Annotated in this window: 18 protein-coding genes; 12 read left to right on the top strand and 6 right to left on the bottom strand. The window is 56.6% G+C overall.

From position 1 onward, the window contains the following. Positions 1-119: 119 nt before the first annotated feature. The gene (metH, locus tag PVA19_RS09145) at positions 120-3,893 is read right to left on the bottom strand and encodes a methionine synthase (protein ID WP_274102138.1); all 3,774 of its coding nucleotides are present in this window, start codon (positions 3,891-3,893) and stop codon (positions 120-122) included. A gap of 189 nt (positions 3,894-4,082) precedes the next feature. Between metH and PVA19_RS09140 the strand changes: the two genes are divergently transcribed. Beyond that, on the top strand, positions 4,083-5,330 hold the full coding sequence (locus PVA19_RS09140) for an AGE family epimerase/isomerase (protein WP_274102137.1): 1,248 nt from the start codon (positions 4,083-4,085) through the stop codon (positions 5,328-5,330). Positions 5,331-5,494: 164 nt separating this feature from the next. Here the strand turns inward: PVA19_RS09140 and PVA19_RS09135 are convergent, their stop codons facing one another. The 3 genes from PVA19_RS09135 to PVA19_RS09125 all read right to left on the bottom strand — a co-directional run bounded on the left by PVA19_RS09135 (position 5,495) and on the right by PVA19_RS09125 (position 9,031). Further along, positions 5,495-5,947 (bottom strand): hypothetical protein, encoded by a 453-nt coding sequence (locus tag PVA19_RS09135; protein WP_062426464.1) that lies wholly within the window; start codon positions 5,945-5,947, stop codon positions 5,495-5,497. A gap of 278 nt (positions 5,948-6,225) precedes the next feature. Continuing rightward, positions 6,226-7,515, bottom strand: coding sequence for an RDD family protein (locus PVA19_RS09130; RefSeq protein WP_113226312.1), 1,290 nt, complete (start codon positions 7,513-7,515; stop codon positions 6,226-6,228). A gap of 220 nt (positions 7,516-7,735) precedes the next feature. Further along, positions 7,736-9,031, bottom strand: a complete 1,296-nt coding sequence (locus PVA19_RS09125) for an RDD family protein (RefSeq protein WP_274102136.1) — start codon at positions 9,029-9,031, stop codon at positions 7,736-7,738. Between the two features lie 301 nt (positions 9,032-9,332). Between PVA19_RS09125 and PVA19_RS09120 the strand changes: the two genes are divergently transcribed. Both PVA19_RS09120 and PVA19_RS09115 read left to right on the top strand, forming a co-directional pair. After that, the gene (locus PVA19_RS09120; protein ID WP_274102135.1) at positions 9,333-9,782 is read left to right on the top strand and encodes a helix-turn-helix domain-containing protein; all 450 of its coding nucleotides are present in this window, start codon (positions 9,333-9,335) and stop codon (positions 9,780-9,782) included. Positions 9,783-10,091: 309 nt separating this feature from the next. Then, positions 10,092-10,469 (top strand): plasmid mobilization protein, encoded by a 378-nt coding sequence (locus PVA19_RS09115; protein WP_274102134.1) that lies wholly within the window; start codon positions 10,092-10,094, stop codon positions 10,467-10,469. A 54-nt stretch (positions 10,470-10,523) separates the two neighbouring features. Here the strand turns inward: PVA19_RS09115 and PVA19_RS22410 are convergent, their stop codons facing one another. Further along, positions 10,524-11,024: a hypothetical protein gene (locus tag PVA19_RS22410; protein WP_443111632.1), complete on the bottom strand. Its 501-nt coding sequence runs from the start codon at positions 11,022-11,024 to the stop codon at positions 10,524-10,526. A 9-nt stretch (positions 11,025-11,033) separates the two neighbouring features. Beyond that, entirely contained in the window at positions 11,034-11,192 is a 159-nt protein-coding gene (locus tag PVA19_RS22405) for a hypothetical protein (RefSeq protein WP_443111631.1), read from the bottom strand. Between the two features lie 127 nt (positions 11,193-11,319). On the opposite strand from PVA19_RS22405, the gene PVA19_RS09105 reads away from it, so the two are divergent. The 9 genes from PVA19_RS09105 to PVA19_RS09065 all read left to right on the top strand — a co-directional run bounded on the left by PVA19_RS09105 (position 11,320) and on the right by PVA19_RS09065 (position 23,310). Then, complete coding sequence (locus PVA19_RS09105; RefSeq protein WP_274102287.1) at positions 11,320-11,820, top strand: hypothetical protein; 501 nt, start codon at positions 11,320-11,322, stop codon at positions 11,818-11,820. Between the two features lie 3 nt (positions 11,821-11,823). After that, the gene (locus PVA19_RS09100) at positions 11,824-12,156 is read left to right on the top strand and encodes a hypothetical protein (RefSeq protein ID WP_274102286.1); all 333 of its coding nucleotides are present in this window, start codon (positions 11,824-11,826) and stop codon (positions 12,154-12,156) included. Between the two features lie 66 nt (positions 12,157-12,222). Continuing rightward, positions 12,223-14,073, top strand: a complete 1,851-nt coding sequence (locus PVA19_RS09095) for a type IV secretory system conjugative DNA transfer family protein (protein WP_274102133.1) — start codon at positions 12,223-12,225, stop codon at positions 14,071-14,073. A 180-nt stretch (positions 14,074-14,253) separates the two neighbouring features. Beyond that, on the top strand, positions 14,254-14,484 hold the full coding sequence (locus PVA19_RS09090) for a type II toxin-antitoxin system Y4mF family antitoxin (RefSeq protein WP_274102132.1): 231 nt from the start codon (positions 14,254-14,256) through the stop codon (positions 14,482-14,484). A gap of 122 nt (positions 14,485-14,606) precedes the next feature. Next, the gene (locus tag PVA19_RS09085; protein WP_274102131.1) at positions 14,607-18,227 is read left to right on the top strand and encodes an AAA family ATPase; all 3,621 of its coding nucleotides are present in this window, start codon (positions 14,607-14,609) and stop codon (positions 18,225-18,227) included. A gap of 225 nt (positions 18,228-18,452) precedes the next feature. Beyond that, positions 18,453-18,650 carry a type II toxin-antitoxin system prevent-host-death family antitoxin gene (locus tag PVA19_RS09080; RefSeq protein WP_274102130.1) on the top strand — a complete coding sequence of 66 codons (198 nt, stop codon included), beginning with the start codon at positions 18,453-18,455 and terminating at the stop codon, positions 18,648-18,650. A 45-nt stretch (positions 18,651-18,695) separates the two neighbouring features. After that, a complete protein-coding gene (locus PVA19_RS09075; protein WP_274102129.1) occupies positions 18,696-20,699 on the top strand; it encodes a type I restriction-modification system subunit M in 2,004 nt (667 codons plus the stop codon). Further along, on the top strand, positions 20,696-21,994 hold the full coding sequence (locus PVA19_RS09070; RefSeq protein WP_274102128.1) for a restriction endonuclease subunit S: 1,299 nt from the start codon (positions 20,696-20,698) through the stop codon (positions 21,992-21,994). Before PVA19_RS09075 ends, PVA19_RS09070 begins: the two co-directional genes overlap by 4 nt. Beyond that, positions 21,991-23,310: an AAA family ATPase gene (locus PVA19_RS09065; RefSeq protein WP_274102127.1), complete on the top strand. Its 1,320-nt coding sequence runs from the start codon at positions 21,991-21,993 to the stop codon at positions 23,308-23,310. The genes PVA19_RS09070 and PVA19_RS09065 overlap by 4 nt, the downstream gene beginning before the upstream one ends.

Here is a 23,310-nt window from a genome sequence, read left to right as displayed (position 1 = left end):
GACATTAGAGATGGCCGGGTGGCGGCCGCATCCGATCTCCCCCCTTGAGGGGGAGATGTCCGGCAGGACAGAGGGGGGTATCGCGCCTCAGCCTCTACGTAAGACCCGAACCCAACCCATCAAGCCGCCGTCTCAACATCCTTCGCCGCATCCACCGACACATAGTTCAGCACTGGTCCAAGCCAGCGCTCAATATCCTTCACGGGCATGCCTTTGCGCCGAGCATAATCCTCAACCTGATCCCGCTCCACCTTGGCAACGCCAAAGTAATAGCTCTCCGGATGGCCGATATAGAGACCGGAAACAGACGAACCAGGCCACATGGCATAGCTCTCCGTCAGCACCACACCCGTCTGGTTTGTCGCATCCAGAAGGCGGAAGAGCGTGTCCTTTTCCGTATGATCGGGCTGGGCCGGATAGCCGGGCGCCGGGCGAATACCGGCGTATGCTTCTCCAACAAGGTCCTCACTGCTGAAGCGCTCATCCGGCGCATAGCCCCAGAACTCCTTGCGCACCCGTTCATGCATGCGCTCGGCAAAGGCTTCCGCGAAACGGTCGGCCAGCGCCTTCACCAGAATGGATGAATAGTCGTCATTGGCCCGTTCGAAACGTTCGGCAATGGCCACTTCCTCGATACCCGCCGTCACCACGAAGCCGCCGACATAGTCGGCAATGCCGCTGTCCTTCGGCGCGACGAAATCCGAGAGTGCGACATTGGGCCGTCCATCGCGCTTGGAAAGCTGCTGACGCAGCGTGTAGAAGGTTTCGAGCTCCGAGGTGCGGCTTTCATCGGTGAACAGACGAATATCGTCCCCCACCGCATTGGCCGGCCAGAAGCCGATCACCGCGCGCGGTCGGAACCACTTTTCCTCGATGATCTTCTTCAGCATGGCCTGCGCGTCGGCATAAAGATGGCGTGCTGCCTCACCCTGCTTCTCATCCTCGAGAATGGCCGGGAAACGACCCTTCAATTCCCAGGTCTGGAAGAAAGGCGTCCAGTCGATATAGCGCGACAACTCTTCGAGATCGTAGCCCTCGAATGTCTTGGTACCGATGAATTGCGGCTTGACCGGCTGATAGCCTCTCCAATCCACTTTCTGCGCGTTTTCGCGCGCACGCGACAGCGGCAGGCGCTGCTTTTCGCGTTCATTGCGCGCATGCGCATCGGCAACCTTGGCATATTCGGCGCGAATGCCGTCAATATAGGCTGGCTTCTGATCTTCCGACAGAAGTGCAGACACCACGCCGACCGCGCGCGAGGCGTCCGTCACATAGATTGCCTGGCCCTTCTCGTAACGCGGATGGATCTTCACCGCCGTATGAACACGGCTCGTCGTCGCCCCACCGATCAGAAGCGGCAGGTCGAGCCCCATGCGCTCCATCTCGGAGGCCACATGCACCATTTCATCCAGCGACGGCGTGATGAGGCCGGAAAGACCGATGACATCGACCTTCTCCGCAACAGCCGTTTCGAGAATCTTGGTGGTCGGCACCATCACGCCGAGATCGATGATCTCGTAATTGTTGCAGGCGAGAACGACGCCGACGATGTTCTTGCCGATATCGTGGACATCGCCCTTCACCGTCGCCATCAGCACCTTGCCGGCCGACTTGCGCTGATCGCCGCCGTTCAGGCGCTTTTCCTCTTCCATATAGGGAAGAAGAACGGCAACAGCCTGCTTCATCACACGGGCGGATTTGACCACCTGCGGCAGGAACATCTTGCCTGAACCGAAGAGATCGCCGACCACATTCATGCCCGCCATCAGCGGACCTTCGATGACATGCAGCGGACGGGCCGCCTGCTGGCGCGCCTCTTCCGTATCCGCATCGATATATTCGGTGATGCCATTGACCAGCGCATGTTCCAGCCGCTTCTCAACGGGGAGTTCGCGCCACGACAGATCCTGAACCTTGCCTTCCTTGGCACCTGTACCCCGGTAACGCTCGGCAATTTCAAGCAGCCGTTCGGTCGCGTTGGGGTTGCGGTTCAGCACCACGTCCTCGCAGGCCTCGCGCAGTTCAGCATCGATGCTCTCATAGACCGCAAGCTGGCCCGCATTGACGATGCCCATATCCATGCCGACCTGGATCGCATGATACAGGAACACGGCATGCATCGCCTCGCGCACCGGCTCGTTGCCGCGGAAGGAGAAGGACAGGTTCGAGACGCCGCCGGAAATATGCACGAGCGGCATGGTTTCGCGGATGGTCTTGGTGGCCTGGATGAAGTCCACGCCGTAATTATTGTGCTCTTCGATACCGGTCGCAACGGCGAACACATTCGGGTCGAAGATAATGTCTTCGGGCAGAATCCCGGCCTTCTCCGTCAGCAGCTTGTAGGCGCGCGTACAGATCTCGACCTTGCGCTCGTAAGTATCGGCCTGCCCCACTTCGTCAAACGCCATGACGACGACAGCAGCGCCGTAATTGCGCACCAGACGCGCCTGCTCGAGAAACTTCTCCTCGCCTTCCTTCAACGAGATGGAGTTGACGATCGATTTGCCCTGAACGCATTTCAGGCCAGCCTCGATGATCTCCCATTTGGAACTGTCGATCATCACCGGCACGCGGGCGATATCCGGCTCGGCGGCAATCAGATTGAGGAACTCGACCATGGCCTTCTGGCTGTCGATCAGGCCCTCATCCATGTTGATGTCGATGATCTGCGCGCCGTTCTCCACCTGATCGCGGGCGACGGCAAGTGCAGCGGTATAGTCACCAGCGGTGATCAGCTTGCGGAACTTGGCAGAGCCCGTCACGTTCGTGCGCTCGCCGACATTGACGAAGGGAATGTCCTTGGTCAGCACGAAGGGCTCGAGGCCGGACAGCGACATGAGGGACTTGTGTTCCGGCACCTTGCGCGGCTCAAAACCCTTCACGGCGTCGGCGATGGCGCGAATATGCTCCGGCGTCGAGCCGCAGCAGCCGCCCACCACATTGACCAGTCCCTCACGGGCAAACTCGGCAACCTGTGCCGCCATCATCTCCGGCGTTTCGTCATACTGGCCGAACTCGTTCGGCAGGCCGGCATTCGGATAGGCGCAGATGAAGGTATCGGCCACATCCGACAGTTCCTGCAAATGCGGACGCATGGCGTTGGCACCGAGCGCACAGTTGAGACCGATGGTAAACGGGTTGGCGTGACGCACCGAGTTCCAGAAGGCCGACGGCGTCTGACCCGACAGCGTGCGGCCGGAAAGGTCGGTGATCGTGCCGGAAATCATCACCGGCAGATGAATGCCCTTGGCAGCAAAGCGCTCCTCGCAGGCGAAAATCGCGGCCTTTGCGTTCAGCGTGTCGAAGATGGTTTCAATAAGGATGAGGTCGGCACCGCCGTCGATCAGACCGTCGATCTGCTCACCATAGGCAACGCGCAAATCGTCGAAGCTGACAGCACGGTAGCCAGGATTGTTCACATCCGGCGAGATCGACGCGGTGCGGTTGGTCGGGCCGATGGCACCTGCCACGAAACGGCGGCGGCCATCCTCGCGCTCGGCGCGTTGAGCGGCGCGACGCACGATGAAGGCGCCCTCGCGGTTGAGGTCATAGACCGCGCCTTCCATCTCGTAGTCGGCCTGCGCGATACGCGTGGACGAAAACGTGTTGGTCTCCAGAATATCCGCCCCCGCCATGGCGTAGCGGAAATGGATATCCTCGATTGCATCCGGCTGCGTCAGGATCAGGAGGTCGTTATTGCCCTTCTGATGACAGGCACAACCAATGAAACGATCACCGCGGAAGTGGTCCTCGTCAAATCCAAGGCCCTGGATCTGCGTGCCCATGGCGCCATCGAGAATGAGGATGCGCTCTTCAGCCGCCTGTTTCAGCGCCTTCAGAATTTCCGCGCCGTCGCGTTTGCCGCCCAGGGGGCCAAACAGATCGTCCAACATCGGCACTCACTCCTCATTCTTTGCAAATCAGCAAGATATCAAGTCACATAAAGATATCTTTATGTCAACATATCATCCGGCATTCGCGGTTCTGGACTAAAAAGGAAGCTACGAAATTCCGACCGTGGATGACACCCTTGCGCCTCAAAGATATAGGTATGCTCCAACAGCGCATCAAAGGAGGAACGGATGACCGAGACGGAAAGCACGAAAGCCTATTGGAGCACGCTGCCCTGGCATCGCCAATGGCTGGTAAAGCAGGCGGAAGGCCTCTTCGACTTCTTCCAGTATCGCGCGGTCAATCCCAAAGGCGGCTTCTTCGATCTCGACCGGAAAGGCGCTCCCCTCTCCTCCGACAATCCGGTGCGCGGCATCCACGCGTCTGCCCGCATGGTCCATTGCTTCTCCATCGGCCACCTGCTCGGTCGCCCCGGCTGCGGCGATATCGTCGACCATGGCATGACCTATCTATGGGACAAGCACCGCGACAAGGAGCATGGCGGCTACTTCTGGCAGGTGGATGACAACGGTCCTGCCGACGCCACCAAGCAGGGTTATGGCCACGCCTTCGTGCTGCTCGCCGCCTCCTCCGCCAAGGTCGTCGGTCATCCGCTGGCCGATGCGATGCTGGCCGATGTGACCGAGGTTCTCGAAACCCGATTCTGGGAAGAGAAGCACGGCGCCATCAATGAGGAATTCCACCGAGACTGGTCGCCGATCGAAAACTATCGCGGCCAGAATTCCAATATGCACCTCACCGAAGCCCTGATGGCCGCCTTCGAGGCCACGGGCGACAAGACCTACCTCATCAAGGCCGAACGCATTGCCGACCTCATCATCCGCCGCGCCGCTGGCGCGCTGGACTTCCGCGTGCCGGAGCATTTCGATGAGAACTGGGTGCTGGACAAGGATTATCGCGGCAACGAAATGTTCCGCCCCTCAGGCTCAACGCCGGGTCACTGGCTGGAATGGTCTCGCCTTATCCTGCAGCTCTGGATCCTTGGTGAGCGCAAGCACGACTGGATGCCGACCGCCGCCAAGTCACTCTTCGTCCAGTCCATGGCGCTCGGCTGGGACCGCGAAAAAGGCGGTTTCTTCTACACGCTCGATTGGGACAACACGCCTGCCAAGACGGAAAAGCTCTGGTGGCCGATGTGCGAAGCCGCCGGTGCGGCCCACTTCCTCAACGAGCATCTGCCCGCCGACGAATTCTACGAAGATAGCTATCGCCGCATCTGGAGCACGATCGCCAACACCTTCCTCGACCATCAGTTCGGTGGTTGGCATGAGGAACTGACGGAAGACCTCGTTCCGGCCAACACCCTCTTCCCCGGCAAGGGAGACATCTACCACGCCCTTCAAGCCTGCCTCATCCCGCTTTTCCCGGCGGATGGCAGCCTGACGAAGATGATCGCCGAAAAAGGCGCGCGCTTCTGATTGAAGCATGACAAATGGCACGGCGAAGCGCAGAGACCCAAAAGCGCCGTGCGTCCTATTGGACGCACAAAGGACGCTTTACTTTTTTGAATCTACGCATCGTGCTTTCCGAAAATCGAGTCCGATTTTCGGGCCGATGCTGTATCGCCGCGCCATCAGGAAGCTCACTCGAAATCTGCTGAGTTCACCGTCACACGCCATTCCAGCCGCGCGGGATCGGCCTGCTCATTGCTGCGCAACCGAAATGGCCGGCACGCAGCGTAGCTCTCATGCGGCCCTAACCGCCTTTCGTTTGGCTGATAGGCCTCGAGCGAAATCGGCGCACGGAAGGCGGGCTCAAAACCTTCCAGCGTATAGGTCAACCGCTCGACCGCGACATCATTGGTATTCTGAAAGCTCACCCGGATCGGCGCATTCTCATCCCGACAGGTTGGGTCATAGGCCGCCGTGGCAATGATCTTCTCCAGCCTTTCGCCAGAGCGGACCCAGTCAAACAAAACCCAGCCTCCGAGGCAGGCCCACACCACGGCAAGTGCTGCCACAACGGGTTTCAGATGTCGCGGGAAAGCCATCAGAAACAACAGCAAGGCGACCGTCAGAACGATGCCGACGATCATGAACGACGCTCCGCGATATACGACATGATGTCAGTCAGTGTTTTTTCTCCCAAGGCAGTCGACAAAACGCATACGAAGCTCCCTTATAGCCCTAAACGCGAAGCCGCACAGGCAGACGCAGTAAAGTCGGCGTGACAAGAGCACTCCGAACCGAAAAGACCATTAAGCTCTTGATCGCCACGGTAAGGCGCAACGTGCCCGATCCGCGACAACTGGCGGATAGCCTTTGTCATACATAGCCCGGCCACCAGAGGCCAATGAGAACGGATGTCCTTCCGTCAATTGACTGTTCCGAAGATCGCACTCAAAAAATTCTTTCTTTCGATCGACTGCAGTTCGGAATTTCCTGGCGTCACTATCAAGGCCAGCCAGGCATTTCCACCCCTCATGAAAACCGTGAGTTCTGCGCGTGTTTCCGATGCAGTCGTGGCAATTCCGGATACCCGCATGATCTGCACTCCGTTGACATAGGCTGCCCCCCAATCGGAGGTCGGTTTCATAATATGGTCGACGCGTCTTTCCAGATCCTTCAGATAAGCCGTCGGATCGGCGCCGTCATTCCCAATAAGCTCGTGGGAAACCAGTGCTGTCATCCCCAGCGTCGGCGCCCGGAAGACGAAGCTGTCTTTAGAGGAGTCATTATAAGGGTGCTCCCAGATTTTGCTGATCCTGGCGCCCCTGCCCGACCTGGGATTCACCCATGTTTTGGTTGAGTCGGTCGGTGTCAAATTCGGTACGACCATCCGATCGAAGGGGACACTTTCGTAAGATGGCACGGGAAGAGCGCCATGGCTCGCAGTGATCCTTTCGTCGGAGCGATAGTCGCTCACATTTACAATAGCGCAACCGATGAGAAGCAGCATAACCGGCACCATGATCAAGGCTGCGATGCGGCTTGGCCGAAGCACCAACACACTCGAGCGTTCCCTGTCATAGCTCGCGTTCAGATCGACCTTCAGTCGCCTGTACTGAAAAAGGAATGTGAGAATGAACAACGGCGGGATGCCCATCGCACACCCCCAAAACCACACCCTGTACTCGCGACCGAAATAAAATCTGAAACGTGGCCAAAAACTCTCGTGAGGCGCAAACACCCATACGCCGAATATGGCCTTGCCTGGCGTGGTGCCAAATAAAGCCATGCATATTGCGGGTATCATAGCTGCGAGAGAGATCAGCATTAGATACAGGACGAGTGCAGCGAGGAGAAGACCGGGTCGGTTCCCATGGAAATAGAGGTAAGCAGCAACCAAGATGTCGTGTCCGACGATCGTGAACAAAGGTGACATCATCAATAGATCGAAAAGCCTTGCCCATAGGCGGCGCCAAGGACGCGCGGGCAAAAAGAACGGTTTCGGCGCGACACGCTGTTCCTCAGACCCGAGGGCCAGTGATGCAAAACTATCGGCAAAAACGCGATTGAGACCGGCCTTCTCCCAGTCCGTCATCTGTTCGTGCCAGAGGTAGTCGTCGCGGGTGACATGACCAGTCTCGATCAGCCTGCGAATAATCTCCTCGTCGACGGGGCCTCCGCGCTTCGGCCCGATGGTGTAATACCAGTCAGCCATACCGTTTCACGCCTCGTTTTCCCGGCTGCGTTTTAGCAGACCATAGCAGGACGATAATTTTGTATGACGGAACTCGGATCGACGGTTTTTGCCAAGATTCGGTCGAATTTGAGGGCTTGGACGGCACATTCAGCTGATCCAGTAACGAGCCTTCAGGCCGTCGCCCGTTGACTGCGAGCAACACTTCCAGAGTGTGTTTCAAGTCGGTCAAACGGATTGCTCACTTAATCGTTTGGAGCAACGCGCTTAGGAACCGATCCCTCTCCCTCAATTGATCGGGGCTGTTATCGTACGTCGATACTGAAACCTGCCAAGCGTCTCTACCCTGAACGATGAGGGTGGTTTCGACATCGACCCTGGACCGATCCCGAGAATAGCCGGTAGCGCGAAGCGCTTTGAAACCCTCTATTTCCACTGGGCGCCAGTCGGAGGAGCGGGTCCAAAGTTTGCCTGCCATGCCATCAATGATACTCGCATATTTTTCAGGAGTAATACCATCCCAACCGAGCGTATCATGGCCGAATAAAGCCGATAAAACGAGCCTGCTTCCGACGTCCGCGTTCAAATCATCCGCATGTTTAGTGCCTCGGGCTCTTGCCGAGGCGTCCATTGCCAACAAGTCATCTGTTGCGAATTGTATCTCTGTCTCGCTTGAGGAGTTTAACGGCTGGAAATTCCAGAACGATGGTAGCAGAGTTTCGTTACCGTTGATCGGATTGACCCAAACCTGTTTTCCAATGACGTAAGTGGCAGCACGGTCACCTTCGTTCCAAAGGAAAACGTGACCGGCGAAAAGAACGACCGCAAGAGCGATTACAGGAACGAGAGACATTCGTGCATTGACGGCAATCGGCTGAGAAGCCGTATCATAACTTGCTGCACGAGAAGATACCAATCTCCGGTATTGAACTACAAGAGCGATTGGCAAGAAAACGGGAATACCCATTCCAAGGCCAGAAAACCATACTCTGAACTCGCGTGCGAGATAGAAGAAAAGTCTGTTCGTCCCTTGCGGAACACGACCCTGGACGCCAGCAAGCGCCTTTCCTGGAGTTGTATCGAAGAGAGTCATACATAGTGCCAGCGCCACCGCTATAATCGGCAATAGTGCGACCATAAGCAGGACGTCCAGCATCGGTCTTTCCATCGAGGAGATGTAAATGTAGACGGATGGCGCCCATGCTGCCAGCGTGAATGCGATCGCTGCGGCAAGCAAAGGCCCCAGAAGCATGATGTCAACAAGTCTTGCCCAGAAGCGCCGCCAAGGACGCATCGCGTTCTGCTCACCATCCAGCGCTTTGGATGCGAAGGGCAGAGGTGGTGGTTTAACCGAGAGCGGCGCCACGAACGTGTCTTCAAACTCGGGATGCGTCCCAACAATCTCCCAGTCCGCCATCCCCTCCCGCCAGACATAGGCATCGCGGACAATCTTGCCGCTTGCGATCAACGCGCAGACTTGCTCTTTGCTGACAGGCCCTTCGCGTTCCTGCCCAACAGTGTAGTACCAGATCGTCATGCTGCTATGCCCCGCTTCCCCGATCAAGCTTTAGCAAGGCGGTCCCAACCCGTAAAGCTGCGAGAATGGCTACGGCAAAGCTCTCATCCCGTGAGAGGATGCTTGCGCTATCCAGTTGAAGCAAAAGAAAAATGGTGGGCCCGGAGGGCCTGCCGAATTCCAAGAAAATCAGCAGCTTAACCCCTTGTGGGACGAAAACACCGCTTCATAGAAATCAATGGCTTAGTAAAGCCGCCGTCCCACTTTTTCCGGTCGTTTTCGGCCCTTCTTTCCCGGTCGTATTGCGGCCAGGGAGGCGCGCATGAGCGGGGCGCGGCCATTTCGGGACGTGAAGCTGCAATGGCTTCAGCAGTTGAGCTGTGACAAGGATTTGAGCGACAGCGCGCGATCCGTAGCGCTCTATATCATCACCACGCATTTGAACGGCCACACCGAAAAGGCGTGGCCGTCCTATCAAACGATTGCCGACGCGACCGGCAAGAGCGTCAAGACCATTCAGCGCGCCGTCCGTGAACTTGAGGTCAAAGGATGGTTCGAGGTCCAGCGCGGAAATGGCGTCGGGCACAACACAGAATATCGTCCCTCAGCGGCGTCGATTTTACGCGCATCGGACGCCCGCGAAAAGACGGACAAAGTTGTCACCCTTTACCCTGACAAAGGCGGTCAAAATCGTCCGGCAAGGCGGTCAGATCTGTCCAGCGAAGGGGGACAAATATGTCCACCAAACCCAGAGAAAGAAAAAAATATATAAACCTAACCCGCGCGAGGACGCCCCGCCGCGCATCGAGACGCGGCGAGCCATCCCGCTCGTTTTCGTGGCCGAGAGCAAGGCGGATCAGGTCGAGCAGTGGCGCGATTGGCTACGTCGTCACGGCTTTCCTTCGATCGACGCCTTGGGCGTTCGAACGGTGAAAACCAGGAAGCCGGGTTATGCCTTGCCGGGCTACTGGCCACCTGATGACGCAAGCCCCAGCGCCCTCGATTGGATCGCATTCTTCAGCCGTCGCCGTGACCACATCGCCGATGAACCCGCGAGGCAAACCGATCTTCGGAGGGCATCATGATGGCTGGCGATTTGAAGGGAGCAAGGCGACCCCTGTCATACGGCGAGCCTTCTGACCGGGAGCCTTATGAGGGGAGGCAGACCTCCCCTTCAAACCCCACCAAGAGCACGCCGCGATCGCCCAAAGGCGAACTCAATGCCGTCGTGGTTTTCCGCTGCACGGCCTCGGAAAAGCAGGCGCTGACCGCACGCGCGGCGCGGGCCGGTCTGCCCTTCGCCACGCTGATGCGGGAAGCGCTTGGCCTCACCGAGGCACGGCGTCGCCGTCCGGTTCCCAAGGTGGACCCGGAACTGGTGCGCGCCGTCGCCCGGATCGGCGGCAACCTCAACCAGATTGCGCGATGGCTGAACACGACCCAGGCACAGGGCCAGTAGTCCGCCATCGACGCAATCACGGTTGCCGCGCGCCTGGTCGCCATCGAGCGGGCGCTATCGGAAACCCTTTGAGCAGTTCACGGCCAAGGATGGCGCGCCGTGCTGATCAAGTTCTTCCGAAACGGCCAGGGCGGCGGATCGGGACCGGTTAACTATCTGGTCGAGCGCGACGTCGTCGCCTACGACCAGAACCGCAACGCGATCCGCGATGAGCGCGGCGAGGTCATGCTGTTTGCCCGCGAGCCTTTGCCGGAGGTGCTGCGTGGCGATGCCGACCGCATGCGCGCGCTGATCGACGTCTGTCCACACCAGTGGACCTATCGGGCCGGCGTCATCGCCTTCACGGCTGAAGACGGGCCGAACCCTGCCCAGCAACGACAGGTGATGGACGCCTTCGAGAGCCTTGCCTTTGCCGGCCTCGAACCCGACCAGCACGATATGCTTTGGGTCCGCCATACCCACGAGGGCCGCGTCGAGCTGCATTTCGTGACGCCACGCATGGAGCTTGCGAGCGGGCGCAGCCTCAACATTGCGCCGCCCGGCTACCAGAAGCACTACGACGCCCTACGCGATGTTCTGAATAAGGAGTATGGCTGGAATGACCCAATGGCGCCGGAGCGCGCCCGCGAGACCGTTAGCCTCATCGAAAGCGTCCGGCGCGGCGATGCCCGCGAGCTGATCCATGACTGGATCGTCCAGCGCATCGAGACCGGCCAAATCCATGACCGTCCGAGCATGACCGAGGCTTTGACGGCGGCCGGTTTCGACCTGCCGCGCGCCGGCAAAGATTATATCACAGTGCGCGATCCGGAGACGGACGAGCGCTGGCGTTTGAAAGGAGACCTTTTCCGTGAAGACTGGACCCGAGAGAATACCCTTGAGCGAGCGCTTGAAAGATCAGTTGGCGAGCCCAGCCGCTCCGGAGGCCGGCTCGACGCCATCGCCCTGGACGATCTTCGAGACCGACTGGAGCGAAGCCTTGAAGCGCGCGCAAGCTACAATCGAGACCGATATCCGCAGCTTCACGGACGCGAACCGCCGGCACTTGAGCGAGGCGCTGGCAACGACCGAGGCGGACGTGAACCGGCTCCGGTCGATGGTGCAGCCGTTCTTGCTGACCGTGGGCGCGGTGGCCTTGCTGATCATCCTGCTGAGTTTCACCGCGAGCTGGTTTTGGGCGGGTCTGATGATCGACCGCGCCCAGAGTGCAAGCCTCTGGCAGATGGGCTTGCAGATCAACCAGACCGGCAACGGCAAAGTCCTGACATGGGACGTCAACCGCCTTCAGCTGATCACCTGTCAGGCAGGGACCGGCAAAACCCCATGCCTGAAGATCGTCCAGGGAGATTGACCGATGACCGGAACGACCAGACCACCGATGACCGAGACCCTGTCGCCGCTGGAGCGCGAATTGCTGGGTTACGTCGAGACGTTGATGAACACCTTGCAGAGCGGAACCGCGCAATTCGAGGCGCTGGAGAAACGCTCGACCGACATGATCGAAAACCGGCAAGCGGCTTTGGAAGGATCGCTGAAATCACTCTTCGCGTCACAGGCTACCTTCATGAACGCCTGGCTCGCCTCCGGCAATCATTCCAGCGCCACGACCTCGACCGAGCTGACGGAAGCGTTCGCTCTGCTGGAGCAAGCCGAAGCGATGCTGGAGACGGTCGCGCCGCCGACGTGACAGCCCGACCGCCCGCGCCCGGTCGCGGCCGCAACTGATCTTCATTTCGGTTTAGAGTTTCGATCCATGAATTTGATTATTCAGCCCTACCGCTATGCCCTTTCCATTGCCATCGTGGCCGCCGGTTTCCTGCTGATGGAAACCGCACCGTTGTTCTGGCCACCGATCTACCAAAACGCGCGCGCCGCGATCCGGGTCATGTTTTGCGGGTTTGCGCTGCTGACCTTGGTGGGAGACACCCAGGGCCGCATCCGCAGCGCGTCGGGCTTAGCTGTGGGGGCTGCCCTCCTTGCCGCGTCTGCTCTCGCCCTTACCGACCCGACCATTGCGGCCGGCGTCCTGCTCGACAGCTTCAAGGCTTGGCGAAATGCCGGCTATTCCGGAATCGAGGGCATCCGGGGGATGGTTTCGACATGGGACCGCTTCACAGAGGCGCAAAAGCTTGGCCTGCAAACCAGCCTCGCCATCGGCCTGCCTGTGCCGCTGTTCCTCATTCTGCGAGCAATCTCGATTGCCGCCCCGGCGTCATCGAGCCGCATTTCAAAACAAGGTCCATGGCGCGCCCGCTGGATGAACCGGAGTGAGCTGCGCCAGCTCCGCCACAACGATACGGGCTTGCCGCTCGGTCTCTCCGGCGGCGCAATGCTGCGCTACCGCCCCAACCCGAAGACCGGATGGCGTGCCGGCCATCACGTCGCCATTGCAGGCACGCGCGCCGGGAAAGGCGTGTCCGTCGTCATTCCCGCAATCATCGACCATGACGGACCGGTCGCGGTCCTCGACATCAAGGGCGAAAATTTCGCCGTGACGCGCCGATATCGGCAGTCGCTCGGGCGCCAGGTCGTGGTTCTCAATCCCTTCGGCGTCATCGAGCCGTCGAAGGATCGTTTCAACCCACTCGACTATATCCGGCAAGCGCATCTGGTCCGTGACATCGAAGTCATTGCCGAGGGGCTTGTTCGACCGGAAGGTGGAAACGGCTCGCATTTCGCCGAAATGGCGAAATCCATGATTGCAGCTGTGATCGAGGTCGTCATGACCAGGCGCGCGGAACCCGATCGCAACCTGATCACCGTCATGGACCTGCTGTTTTCCGCCGGCTTTGAAAAGGCACTGACGGAATGGGCCGGTGCGCCGGAGACATTCGGCACCCGTCCGGCCGCAGCTGCCGCGACCTTCCTCGCAGCCGGCGAGAACGAGCGCGGGGCAATCAAGACGACGATCAAGAAGGCCTTTGATTGGGCGCGTTCCGACGAACTGCGTAGTTTCCTCAGCGCCTCCACATGCTCACTCGAAAACCTGTTCGACGGTCGCGCCGATCTCTTCATGGTCGTGCCGCTCGACCAGGTGGACGCACAAGCCGTCTTTCTCCGGCTGCTGACAAACATCATTCTCGGCATGGCCGTACGCCTCGAAGGCGCGAAGAAGCCGAAAAAGAATGTGCTGCTTGTGTTGGACGAATTTGTTCGCCTCGGCCGGATGGAAAAGCTGATCAACATCGCCAACGTCGCCGCCGGCTGCGGCATCGAGGCGCTATTCATCACCCCGGACAAGGGCCAGATCGAAAGCGTCTATGGCAAGGGCGACACCGCCAGCATTCTCGGCTCCTGCGTCAACACCCGCATTTTCGGCCTTGGCCGCGCCGAGTTTGAAACCGCCAATTGGGCCGCGAACGCGCTCGGCGATCAGACGGTGCTGACCCGCACCAAACAATCGTCCGCGAAGTTCGGCGAGAGCCGCAAGACTTCCACCGCCGAGCAGCGCCAGAAGCTCATGACCGCTGATCAGATCCTGGAAATGAAGACCGGCAAAATGCTGCTGCTGACGGGCTCGAAGCCGCCAGCGCTGGTTGACGCGATCGTATCGCACCGGCATCCGGCATTCCGAGGGAAGTTGGATCGAAATCCGATGGTTTAAAACGCGTACTAGGGCTTCGTGGCAATGCAAGAATTGCCACCGTTCCCAATCAGCGGGCAATTGACTTCCAATCGGTGGTACAGGCTACCGCCGTCGGAATCCAGTAAATCTCCCTATTGGGAAATATATACTCGACACCGCCCCAGATTGTTTGATATTTTCCCGAGCGGGAGGTCGATCATGGCAACGCAAGTCAGAACTTCAGCCGATATTGGCGCTCTGGTCAGAACAACACGTAAAGAGCAAAACCTCCGGCAGGACGAGCTTGCCGGCGTCTCTGGCGTTGGCGTACGGTTCATTGTGGATCTCGAAGCAGGTAAGCCAACAGCTCAAGTTGGAAAAGTCCTGCAGGTTCTTCGAATGCTCGGCTGCTCCGTCGATATCATAGCTCCTGGCGAACGTGGCAGATGACGGCAAAGCCATTCAATCTCTCGAGGATGCATTGATGTCGCGGAGATAGATAGCGCCATTGACGCGGTTCGCGACTTCAAACTAAAATTGTATTTCCAGTACCTGTACAAATAGAAGTGTCAATGACCACTCATCTCACCGCACGTATCGCCTGGCACAATGACGGATGGAATGGCCGGATCTGTTCAGAACCGGAACACAACACCTATTGCGTGGGCATGAAATCCTTTCCCGGGGATTTGATCCATCGGGAGCGTGATTTGGAACGGGAAAAAGCCTGTTCTGGGCAGGCCGTCTGCAAGTTAAAAAGCGAAGATTTACCACCCTGCATATATAGCATCAATGCCTTTGGGCCCGATGCCATTCGCGGCTATTCCAATCCGCCCGATTTTTTCTACGGCGGTGCTGAGCGCGAAGAATGGGATATTCCTCCATCTTCGGTCTGCGTTTGGCCTTACGAAGCCATGTATGGTGAAGAGGTATATACCGATGGCCGCCTCGACAATAACAAGCGCCGAGTGGGAGTGGACGAGTTTTTTGCGGAGCTGGAGGTGGATGAAAGCCTCATCTTTTACTACGCCAACCATTCCAACCCATTTACCGACGAAAACGATCCGAAGTACGTCATAGTCGGCGTTTCTCGCGTGAAACAGATCGGAAAGCCGCTCTTCTATTCCAATCCCTCTGACTATGTTCGTCAGAATTATGCGGATGGCATGATATGGGCGCGAAACGTATCATCGCATTATCCAAACGAGGGTTTTCGCATTCCCTATCACGCCTACCGTGAGCAGCCCGAAATTCTAGACAGGCTTCTGGTCACGCCGGAAAATCCTGCCAGCTGTAAATATGGGGCCCGTCATCTTACCGACGATGTAACCATCGGCATGCTTGAGCAAATGCTAGACGTCATAGCGCGGCTGAATGAAATCGGCGACACTAATGAGGATTGGAATGCCCGCGCCAAATGGGTGCAGGCGCAGATTGCCAAACTCTGGAAGCGTCGAGGTCTGTATCCGGGACTTTTGACCGTGATGGACCTCCTTGAGGCAGGCGGCTCTATCAAAAACGGCAAGTGGTATTGTGATCGTGGTGAGGAGAAGAAGGCCTATGAGCTATTTTTCAATGCCCTGGAAACCGGAAAAGACTGCCCCGAGCTGAAACTCACTGGCCTTGCTCTAAAGCGGGTGTCGCGCTCCTGGCAGTTGCTTGAGGATGATGTCCGGGCCTTTCTCAAAACGATTGCAGTTCGGATTGACCTTTACCTTGATCAATTGCAAAGCATCATCGGACAGAAGCGCGCCGCGCATGGCATTCCGGAGAGCTTGTCATCCATCGTTGAAGACCCGTATTTGTTGAGCGAATTTTTCATCGGCGATGGGCCTGACGATGTTATTCCTTGGAGCACGATTGATCGTGGTGTCTTCCCATCGCCGGAGTTGGGCGGCGAGGTCCTCTGCGACATGCTCAATGACGATCCTCGAAGACTGCGCTCCCTCTGTGTTGAGCAATTGAAGCGCGAGCCGAACCAAACTTTTCGCCCGGCAGACATCATCCTCAAAGAAATCAATGCGCGCATGGATCGGTTGCCCGAATGGAAACGGCAAAATTTCAGTCTGCGCTATTTCGACGTTGACCGGGAGCCTCTAGAAAAGGCGCTGGTGCTGAGAAAGGAAGAAGATCGGCTTTATCTTTATTTGAAGCATGTCTTCCAAGACGAAAGGACCGTAGACAAAACGTTGACTGAGCTTTTTGATCGGCCGCCCATCACGCTTCCACGCCCGGTTCCGGAGGGTTTTTGGCTTCGTGCCGTTTCCGACGATGAGTCCTCATTGGCCAAAAAGGGCGGCGACGAATACCGGCTGGCAGTGGAAGCTCAGGCCGGCCAATGCTCCCAAATCTTTAGGTTGCCGCTATCAGTCGTTTCCGGCCGCGCAGGAACCGGCAAGACCACCATTATCCGGGCCATCGTTAAAGCCATTCGCCAGGTAGAAGGTACCGGAGCACCGATCAATGTGATGACACCGACCGGCAAGGCGACTGATCGCGTGCGCGCAGTGTTCGAGCGATTCAACATTGGCGGCGTCAACGTCTCAACAATCCATTCATTCTTGGCATCAAACGGATGGCTTAACGACAACCTCACATTCAAACGATGGGGAGGAAAATGCGCTGATCTCGAAGGCACGATTGTTATCGACGAGACATCCATGCTCGACCTGGCCCTCGCAGCTACCTTTTTCCGGTCTATCGAATGGCAGCATGTAAAACGACTGATCCTCGTAGGCGACCATAATCAGCTCCCGCCCATCGGTCGAGGACGAGTATTTTCCGACATCATCGAATGGCTGCGCAAGGCCGGAGCACCCAACCTGGCGGTACTACAAACCAATATGCGTCAGATGGAAAATCGGCTCGATGCAAAAGGTCAGGGTATACTCGGTCTCGCCGAGTTATTCCTGGTGGATTCTGCTGTTTACGGCGAACAGACTTCGCCCGCGGCTGAACAACTCCTTCAGAAAGTGCATCAGGGCGGCAAGATCGATGAAGACCTGGACGTGGTTTATTGGAATTCAGCCGATGGACTAGTCGCGAGTTTGGTCGCTGATATCGTCTCAGTTCTTCCGGAGAATTCTGACGAAGATCAAGTATACAAGCTTTGGCGAAATGAAGTCATGCAAAATAAACCAGAAAGACTTCAGGTTTTAACGCCACATCGCGGAGAGCTCCACGGCGTCGACGCATTGAACATCGAGCTGCAATCAATCCTCACCAATGACTTGATTAATAGAGTGGGGGCTGTTGATGGGATCACCTTGAACGACAAGGTGATTCAGATCCAGAACAGGACATCACGTCGGGGAATTTGGGCTTACGATTTTGCTCTGGGAAAATCTCGTCAAGTTGAGCTGTTTAACGGGGAGATCGGGTATGTTGAGGCACACAACTTTGATCGCGCCGATCTGAAGAAGGTCTTTTCCGGTTACAGCAAAAAACGACTTAAGCGATTTCAGGTGAAATTTGCGCGGAAAGATCAGGTCTGCGTTAATTATGGACGCGAGATTCCTACCTCTACGAAGGGAAAGTTCACCTCAGAAAGCGTCGAAAATAACCTTGAACTTGCATACGCGATTTCGATACACAAATCGCAAGGAAGCGAGTTTTCTCATACATTCGTGATACTACCGGCTTCGCGTAGACCGCTTTCAGCAGAGTTGCTCTATACAGCATTAACGCGCGCGCAAGGGCATTGTCAGCTCTATATACAGGGCAATCTTTCTCCATTGCTCGAAGCGCGAAGGAAGGAAAACGCGCAAAGCTTGCTGGTTTCGTCTTCGCTATTCGGGCACTTTAGAACAGTTGATGACCGTCTATTGGCGAGAAGTGATTGGTATGAAAGCGGCAAGATTCATGAGGCGTTGAGCGGCGACATGGTTCGTTCGAAATCCGAGGTTATCATCGCAAATCTGCTTCACCAAGCTGGAGTACCTTTCACCTACGAGGAGCCCCTTTACGCTGCAGACGGAACGTTCTTCTTGCCTGACTTTACCCTCCGAGTTGGGGGAGAAAAATACTACTGGGAGCACTGGGGCATGTTATCCGATGAGGGCTACGCGGCGCATCGCGACCGCAAGAAACAGTGGTACATGACACATTTTCCAGGCCGCTTGATCGAGACGTTAGAAAGTGGGCAATTGAGCTCAGAAGCGAAAAGCCGGATCGACGAAATTTGGCTCAAATGAGCGGTTCTTGCTGCTTTAAAGTTCAGTCAAGAAGTTTGGCGCTTCTGCATCCTTGACCGCGACCATGCCAGGGCAATCAAGATCGGCTTGGATGACTGCACAAATCGGGCTCCGAAGCAGAATAACCGTCTACTGCCGCGACCGTTTGGCATGGTTCTCCTCGAATCCTCGCTTGTCCAGCCCAAAGAAAGCTGGCTAAAGTAGCTCCATCTCGGGGGGCGACTCATGCAACGAATGTCGGCACGCGACGCCAAGAACCATTTTGGCAACTTGATAGATCTCGCGCGGGCCGCACCTGTCGCGATTGAAAAATATGGGCGGCCGGTGGTCGTCGTCATAGCTTCGGAAGAGTATGAGCGGCTGATCTCGATATCAACCGCACCGGAAAACGCGGGGCTGAGAAGTCCGCCAGAAGTGGAATGACCAATATGAATACCTACAAGTCCCGAGCGCGAGGACATCGTTAGAATGGCAACGCATTCCGACCTCGCGAATTTAATCTGGCAAATCGCGGACCTCCTGCGTGGCCCCTATCGCCCGCCACAGTACGAGCGCGTGATGTTGCCGCTCGTGGTGTTGCGTCGCTTCGACTGCGTACTCGCCGATACGAAAGAGAAAGTGCTGGCAGAATATGAACGCCGGGCAAACGGTAAGCTTCAGGATGAAGCTCTAGATCGGATATTGAACAAGGCCGCAGGGCACCGTTTTCATAATCGCTCTGCGCTCGACTTTCAGAGATTGAAGGGCGACCCCGACAATCTTAACAAGCACCTCGTGAGCTACATTAAGGGGTTTTCTGGAAACGTTCAGCGGATCTTCGAATACTTCGAATTTGAAAACGAAATTGAGCGCATGCATGATGCCAATATTCTCTATTTGGTCATTAAAGAATTTTGTGATGTCGATCTGCATCCACTGAAAGTCACAAACCAAGATATGGGCTTGGTTTTCGAAAATCTGATCCGTCGTTTCAATGAGCTCGCGAACGAAACAGCCGGTGATCACTTCACCCCACGTGAGGTCATCACGCTGATGACTGATCTGCTCTTTCTAGACGCGGATGATCTATTGAGCAAGCCAGGCATCGCAATGCGCATGCTTGACCCAGCTTGTGGCACAGGCGGAATGCTTGCCGGAGCGCAGAAGTACATGCGCGATCATCATGCCGACGCGACACTCTATGTTTATGGTCAGGACTACAACAAAAGAGCCTTCGCTACGGCAGCCTCAGATATGCTGATAAAGGAAGTCGATCACAACGGGGGCGGTGAAAACGTTCAATTCGGCGACAGCTTTTTGGACGACAAGTTTGCAGGCCAGACTTTTGATTACTTCATTGCTAATCCACCTTTCGGTGTTGACTGGAAGAAGCAGCAGAAAGACATCATCAGGCGTCATGAGAAAGCCTCGAAAGATAGCCCTTGGAGGGCGGGGCTTCCCCGGGTCAATGATGGGTCGCTGCTTTTCCTTCAGCATATGATTTCCAAGTTTGAGGTTGTCGATCCGCAGAAGCAAAAATACGGCTCACGTGCCGCCATCGTATTTTCGGGCTCACCCCTCTTTACCGGCGGCGCGGGAGGCGGAGAAAGCGAAATCCGTCGCTGGATCATCGAACGTGACATGCTCGAAGCCATCGTCGCTCTGCCAGAGCAGATGTTTTACAACACTGGTATCGGCACCTATATCTGGATCGTGACGAACCGGAAGGCGAAGGAGCGCAAGGGCAAAATTCAACTCGTCGATGCGCGTGAAACTTGGATTCAGATGCGTCGCAGCCAAGGCGACAAGCGCCGCAAAATTGGCGAAGGACCCGCGCGGGACGGGGACGAGCGTGCAGATGAGCCCGACCAGATCGCCGACATTGTGCGTCTCTACGGGCGTTTCCAAGCGAACGAAAAGTCCAAGATCTTTAACAACCAAGACTTCGGGTACACTCGGGTCACGGTCGAGCGGGCGCTGAAACTACGCTATCAGATGACGGTTGAGGATAAGGCGCGTTTCCTTGATGCCGCGCCGCATCTACTGGACGACATTCAAATCATCGACCAGTCGCTTGGCCGCGAAGCGCAGTTCGACTGGAACGCGGTCTGGGCCAGCGTCGAGAAGCTCCTGAAGAAGCGCGGCTCGCGCTGGAAGGCGGCGGAGGAAAAGCTCTTTCGCACGGTCTTCACCGCGAAGGACGCGAAGGGTGCCGCAGTGAAGAAGGGTGTAGGCTTCGAGGCTGATGCAGAGCTGCGCGATTTCGAGAACGTGCCGCTGAAGGAGGATATCGAAGCCTATTTCAAGCGCGAGGTGCTGCCGCATGTGCCAGATGCATGGTTGGACCGCAGCAAAGATAAAGTCGGCTACGAAATCAACTTTAACCGCCACTTCTACAAATTCACTCCGCCACGCAAGTTGGCTGAGATCGATGCAGACCTAAAAAAGGCCGAAGATGAAATTCTTCGGCTACTGCGGGAGGTGACTGAATGAACAGTATTGACGGTTGGCAAGGAGAGGTGCCGCCCGACTGGACCGTTCGGCCCCTCCGCTCCGTTGCGGAGTACGCCGTCAGTAACGTTGACAAAATTGCATCGGATGAAGAGTTTCCCGTTCGTCTTTGCAACTATACGGACGTTTATAATAATGAGGCGATCCACCTCGGCATAGAATTCATGGCGGGCACGGCGACTCAAGCTGAGATCAACAAGTTTCGTCTGCTGGCTGATGACGTGGTTATTACAAAGGACTCGGAATCCTGGGAAGACATCGCTATTCCCGCTCTGGTTACTGAGACCTCAGATGACTTGGTGTGCGGCTACCATCTAGCCATGATCCGACCTGACCCTGAGAAGTTGGATGGCGAGTTTCTTTTTCGCTGCCTGCAATCAAAGGTGCTGCGGATTCAGTTGGAACTCGCTGCCACCGGAATTACTCGTTATGGAGTTCCAAAGAACGCCATTGGCTCTATGGCGCTTCCCGTTCCGCCTAAGTCCGTTCAACAGGTTATCGTCCGTTTCCTCGATAAACAAACATCCGACATTGATAATCTTATTTTCGCCAAGCAGCGAGTGCTCGATCTCCTCGCCGAGAAGCGACGCGTGATCGTCGCCGAAGCGATCATGCGCGGACTGAACCCCGCCGTACGCTTGCGCCCCTCCGGCATCGATTGGCTCGGCGACATTCCCGCGCACTGGCAGTTGAAGAGAAGCAAATGGTTGTTTGAAGAGCGCGACGAGCGCAGCACAGACGGCTCTGAGGTCCTGTTGTCATTGCGCATGGAAAAAGGGTTGGTGCCACACAACGACGTCTCCGAGAAACTGACTCGCCCTGAGGAATTGATCGGCTACAAAAAGACGTCGGTTGGACAATTGGTCGTAAACCGCATGAGGGCTGCCACGGGCCTGATCGCGATCACGACGCAAGATGGCCTCGTGAGTCCCGACTACGCTGTATTTTGGCCGTCTGCGGAAATTTCAACAGACTATTATGTCGAGATGTTCAAGACCCCACTGTTGCAGGCCGTTTTCCGTTCGGAATCGACCGGTCTGGGCACAGGTTCGCAAGGATTTCTCAGGCTCTATTCGCAGAACTTCTTGGCGCTTTGGTTTCCATACCCGCCTCTCGAAGAACAATACGATATCGTTCGATACATCGCTACTGAAACCGCCAGGATCGACCGCTTACGCGCTGCTGCCGAGCATTCCATTAACCTATTAAAGGAACGCCGCGGCGCTTTGATCACTGCCGCCGTTACCGGCCAGATCGACCTTTCGGAGGAAGCATGAAAATTACACGGCTTTCGCTCGATTACGTCCGAGCCTTCGAAGAGGCGGAGTTAAATTTCAATCCGGGCTTCAACCTGATCATTGGGGTGAATGGTGCTGGCAAGAGTACAGCATTGGACGCGATCCGCTTTTGCGGTTCACATCTTTTGTCAAACCTTCAGAAAATGCCGTTCAAGCCCTTTGGTTTTGGCATCGACGACATTCATGGCGATGCGCCTCTTGGTGAGGCAGCACTATATCTCGACTTCGGAGACAAAGGTGACGCCTTTGTACGCCTACGCGAATGGCGGGAACAGGTCGCCACTGAGACGCCAGAAAACATTGAGCGCCTGCGCCGTGAAATTTTGGAAACCACACGTCCACGGGACCGCCTGCGTAACCAGCTACGCGAATTACAGGAAACCGTGTCACCTGCCGAACCCGTGTACTTCTATCCGTCAAAGGATGACCTGAAGATTCGGGTGAGCAAAGAGCGCAGCGCTCCGTTGATGATCCACTACTCTACGGCTCGATCGATCATGAACGAACAGGCCGAACGGAAATCTGCCGCTGGGACCAGCCAGCTTGCCTATGTGAACTCGCTACATTCGAACGCACTCAGTCTGCGGCAGTTTGCTGACTGGATGCGTGCCCAAATCGAACTTGCTTCTGAACGGCCCGCCTCACGACATTTGATTGATGGGATCAACGCTGCGCTCGAACGCTTCCTGCCAGGCTATTCAAACCTGCGACCATCTACCGAAAGCGTGTCGAGAGTTGAAATCGACATCAAAGGTACGACCCTAGATGTTCGCCAGCTGTCGGACGGTGAGCGCAACGTATTGGCGCTTGTTCTGGATATCGCTAAACGCCTCGCGCAGGCCAACCCGCGACTTGAGGACCCGCTGGCGAGCGCCGAGGCCGTTGTCCTCATTGATGAGATTGATCTTCATCTTCATCCGCAGTGGCAGCGGAAGATTGTTGGGAATCTTGAGAAAACGTTTCCGCGATGCCAGTTCATTGCCACTACCCACTCGCCACAGGTAATTGGGGAAGTGCCCCACGAGAAGATTCAGATAATTGCGGATGGGAGAATTTATTCTCCTAGCAGGTCTTTCGGGGTCGATTCGAGCCGTGTGCTCGAAGAGGTGATGGATACATATTCGCGAAATCCAACAGTGGAAAAAGAAATCAACCGTATCGCCACACTGATTGCTGACGGTAAGGCCACCGAGGCAAGGGCGGCAATCAAAGTTTTGTCAGCCAAGATTGGAGAAGACGACCCGGAGATCACGCGCGCGAAAACCCTTCTCGACTTCTTGGAGGGAGACGCGTGA

It is taken from the genome of Agrobacterium sp. CNPSo 3708 (genome assembly GCF_028674915.1).
Taxonomy (GTDB): domain Bacteria; phylum Pseudomonadota; class Alphaproteobacteria; order Rhizobiales; family Rhizobiaceae; genus Agrobacterium; species Agrobacterium cavarae.
The sequence above is the reverse complement of the archived record's forward strand: the minus strand, read 5'-3'. Positions and strand labels throughout refer to the sequence as shown.

Bases quoted from the DNA above. Each gene is read 5' to 3' on its own strand.
- metH (WP_274102138.1), bottom strand. From the start codon at position 3,893: ATGTTGGACGATCTGTTTGGCCCCCTGGGCGGCAAACGCGACGGCGCG.
- PVA19_RS09140 (WP_274102137.1), top strand. From the start codon at position 4,083: ATGACCGAGACGGAAAGCACGAAAGCCTATTGGAGCACGCTGCCCTGG.
- PVA19_RS09135 (WP_062426464.1), bottom strand. From the start codon at position 5,947: ATGATCGTCGGCATCGTTCTGACGGTCGCCTTGCTGTTGTTTCTGATG.
- PVA19_RS09130 (WP_113226312.1), bottom strand. From the start codon at position 7,515: ATGGCTGACTGGTATTACACCATCGGGCCGAAGCGCGGAGGCCCCGTC.
- PVA19_RS09125 (WP_274102136.1), bottom strand. From the start codon at position 9,031: ATGACGATCTGGTACTACACTGTTGGGCAGGAACGCGAAGGGCCTGTC.
- PVA19_RS09120 (WP_274102135.1), top strand. From the start codon at position 9,333: ATGAGCGGGGCGCGGCCATTTCGGGACGTGAAGCTGCAATGGCTTCAG.
- PVA19_RS09115 (WP_274102134.1), top strand. From the start codon at position 10,092: ATGATGGCTGGCGATTTGAAGGGAGCAAGGCGACCCCTGTCATACGGC.
- PVA19_RS22405 (WP_443111631.1), bottom strand. From the start codon at position 11,192: ATGGATTTGGCCGGTCTCGATGCGCTGGACGATCCAGTCATGGATCAG.
- PVA19_RS09100 (WP_274102286.1), top strand. From the start codon at position 11,824: ATGACCGGAACGACCAGACCACCGATGACCGAGACCCTGTCGCCGCTG.
- PVA19_RS09095 (WP_274102133.1), top strand. From the start codon at position 12,223: ATGAATTTGATTATTCAGCCCTACCGCTATGCCCTTTCCATTGCCATC.
- PVA19_RS09090 (WP_274102132.1), top strand. From the start codon at position 14,254: ATGGCAACGCAAGTCAGAACTTCAGCCGATATTGGCGCTCTGGTCAGA.
- PVA19_RS09085 (WP_274102131.1), top strand. From the start codon at position 14,607: ATGACCACTCATCTCACCGCACGTATCGCCTGGCACAATGACGGATGG.
- PVA19_RS09080 (WP_274102130.1), top strand. From the start codon at position 18,453: ATGCAACGAATGTCGGCACGCGACGCCAAGAACCATTTTGGCAACTTG.
- PVA19_RS09075 (WP_274102129.1), top strand. From the start codon at position 18,696: ATGGCAACGCATTCCGACCTCGCGAATTTAATCTGGCAAATCGCGGAC.
- PVA19_RS09070 (WP_274102128.1), top strand. From the start codon at position 20,696: ATGAACAGTATTGACGGTTGGCAAGGAGAGGTGCCGCCCGACTGGACC.
- PVA19_RS09065 (WP_274102127.1), top strand. From the start codon at position 21,991: ATGAAAATTACACGGCTTTCGCTCGATTACGTCCGAGCCTTCGAAGAG.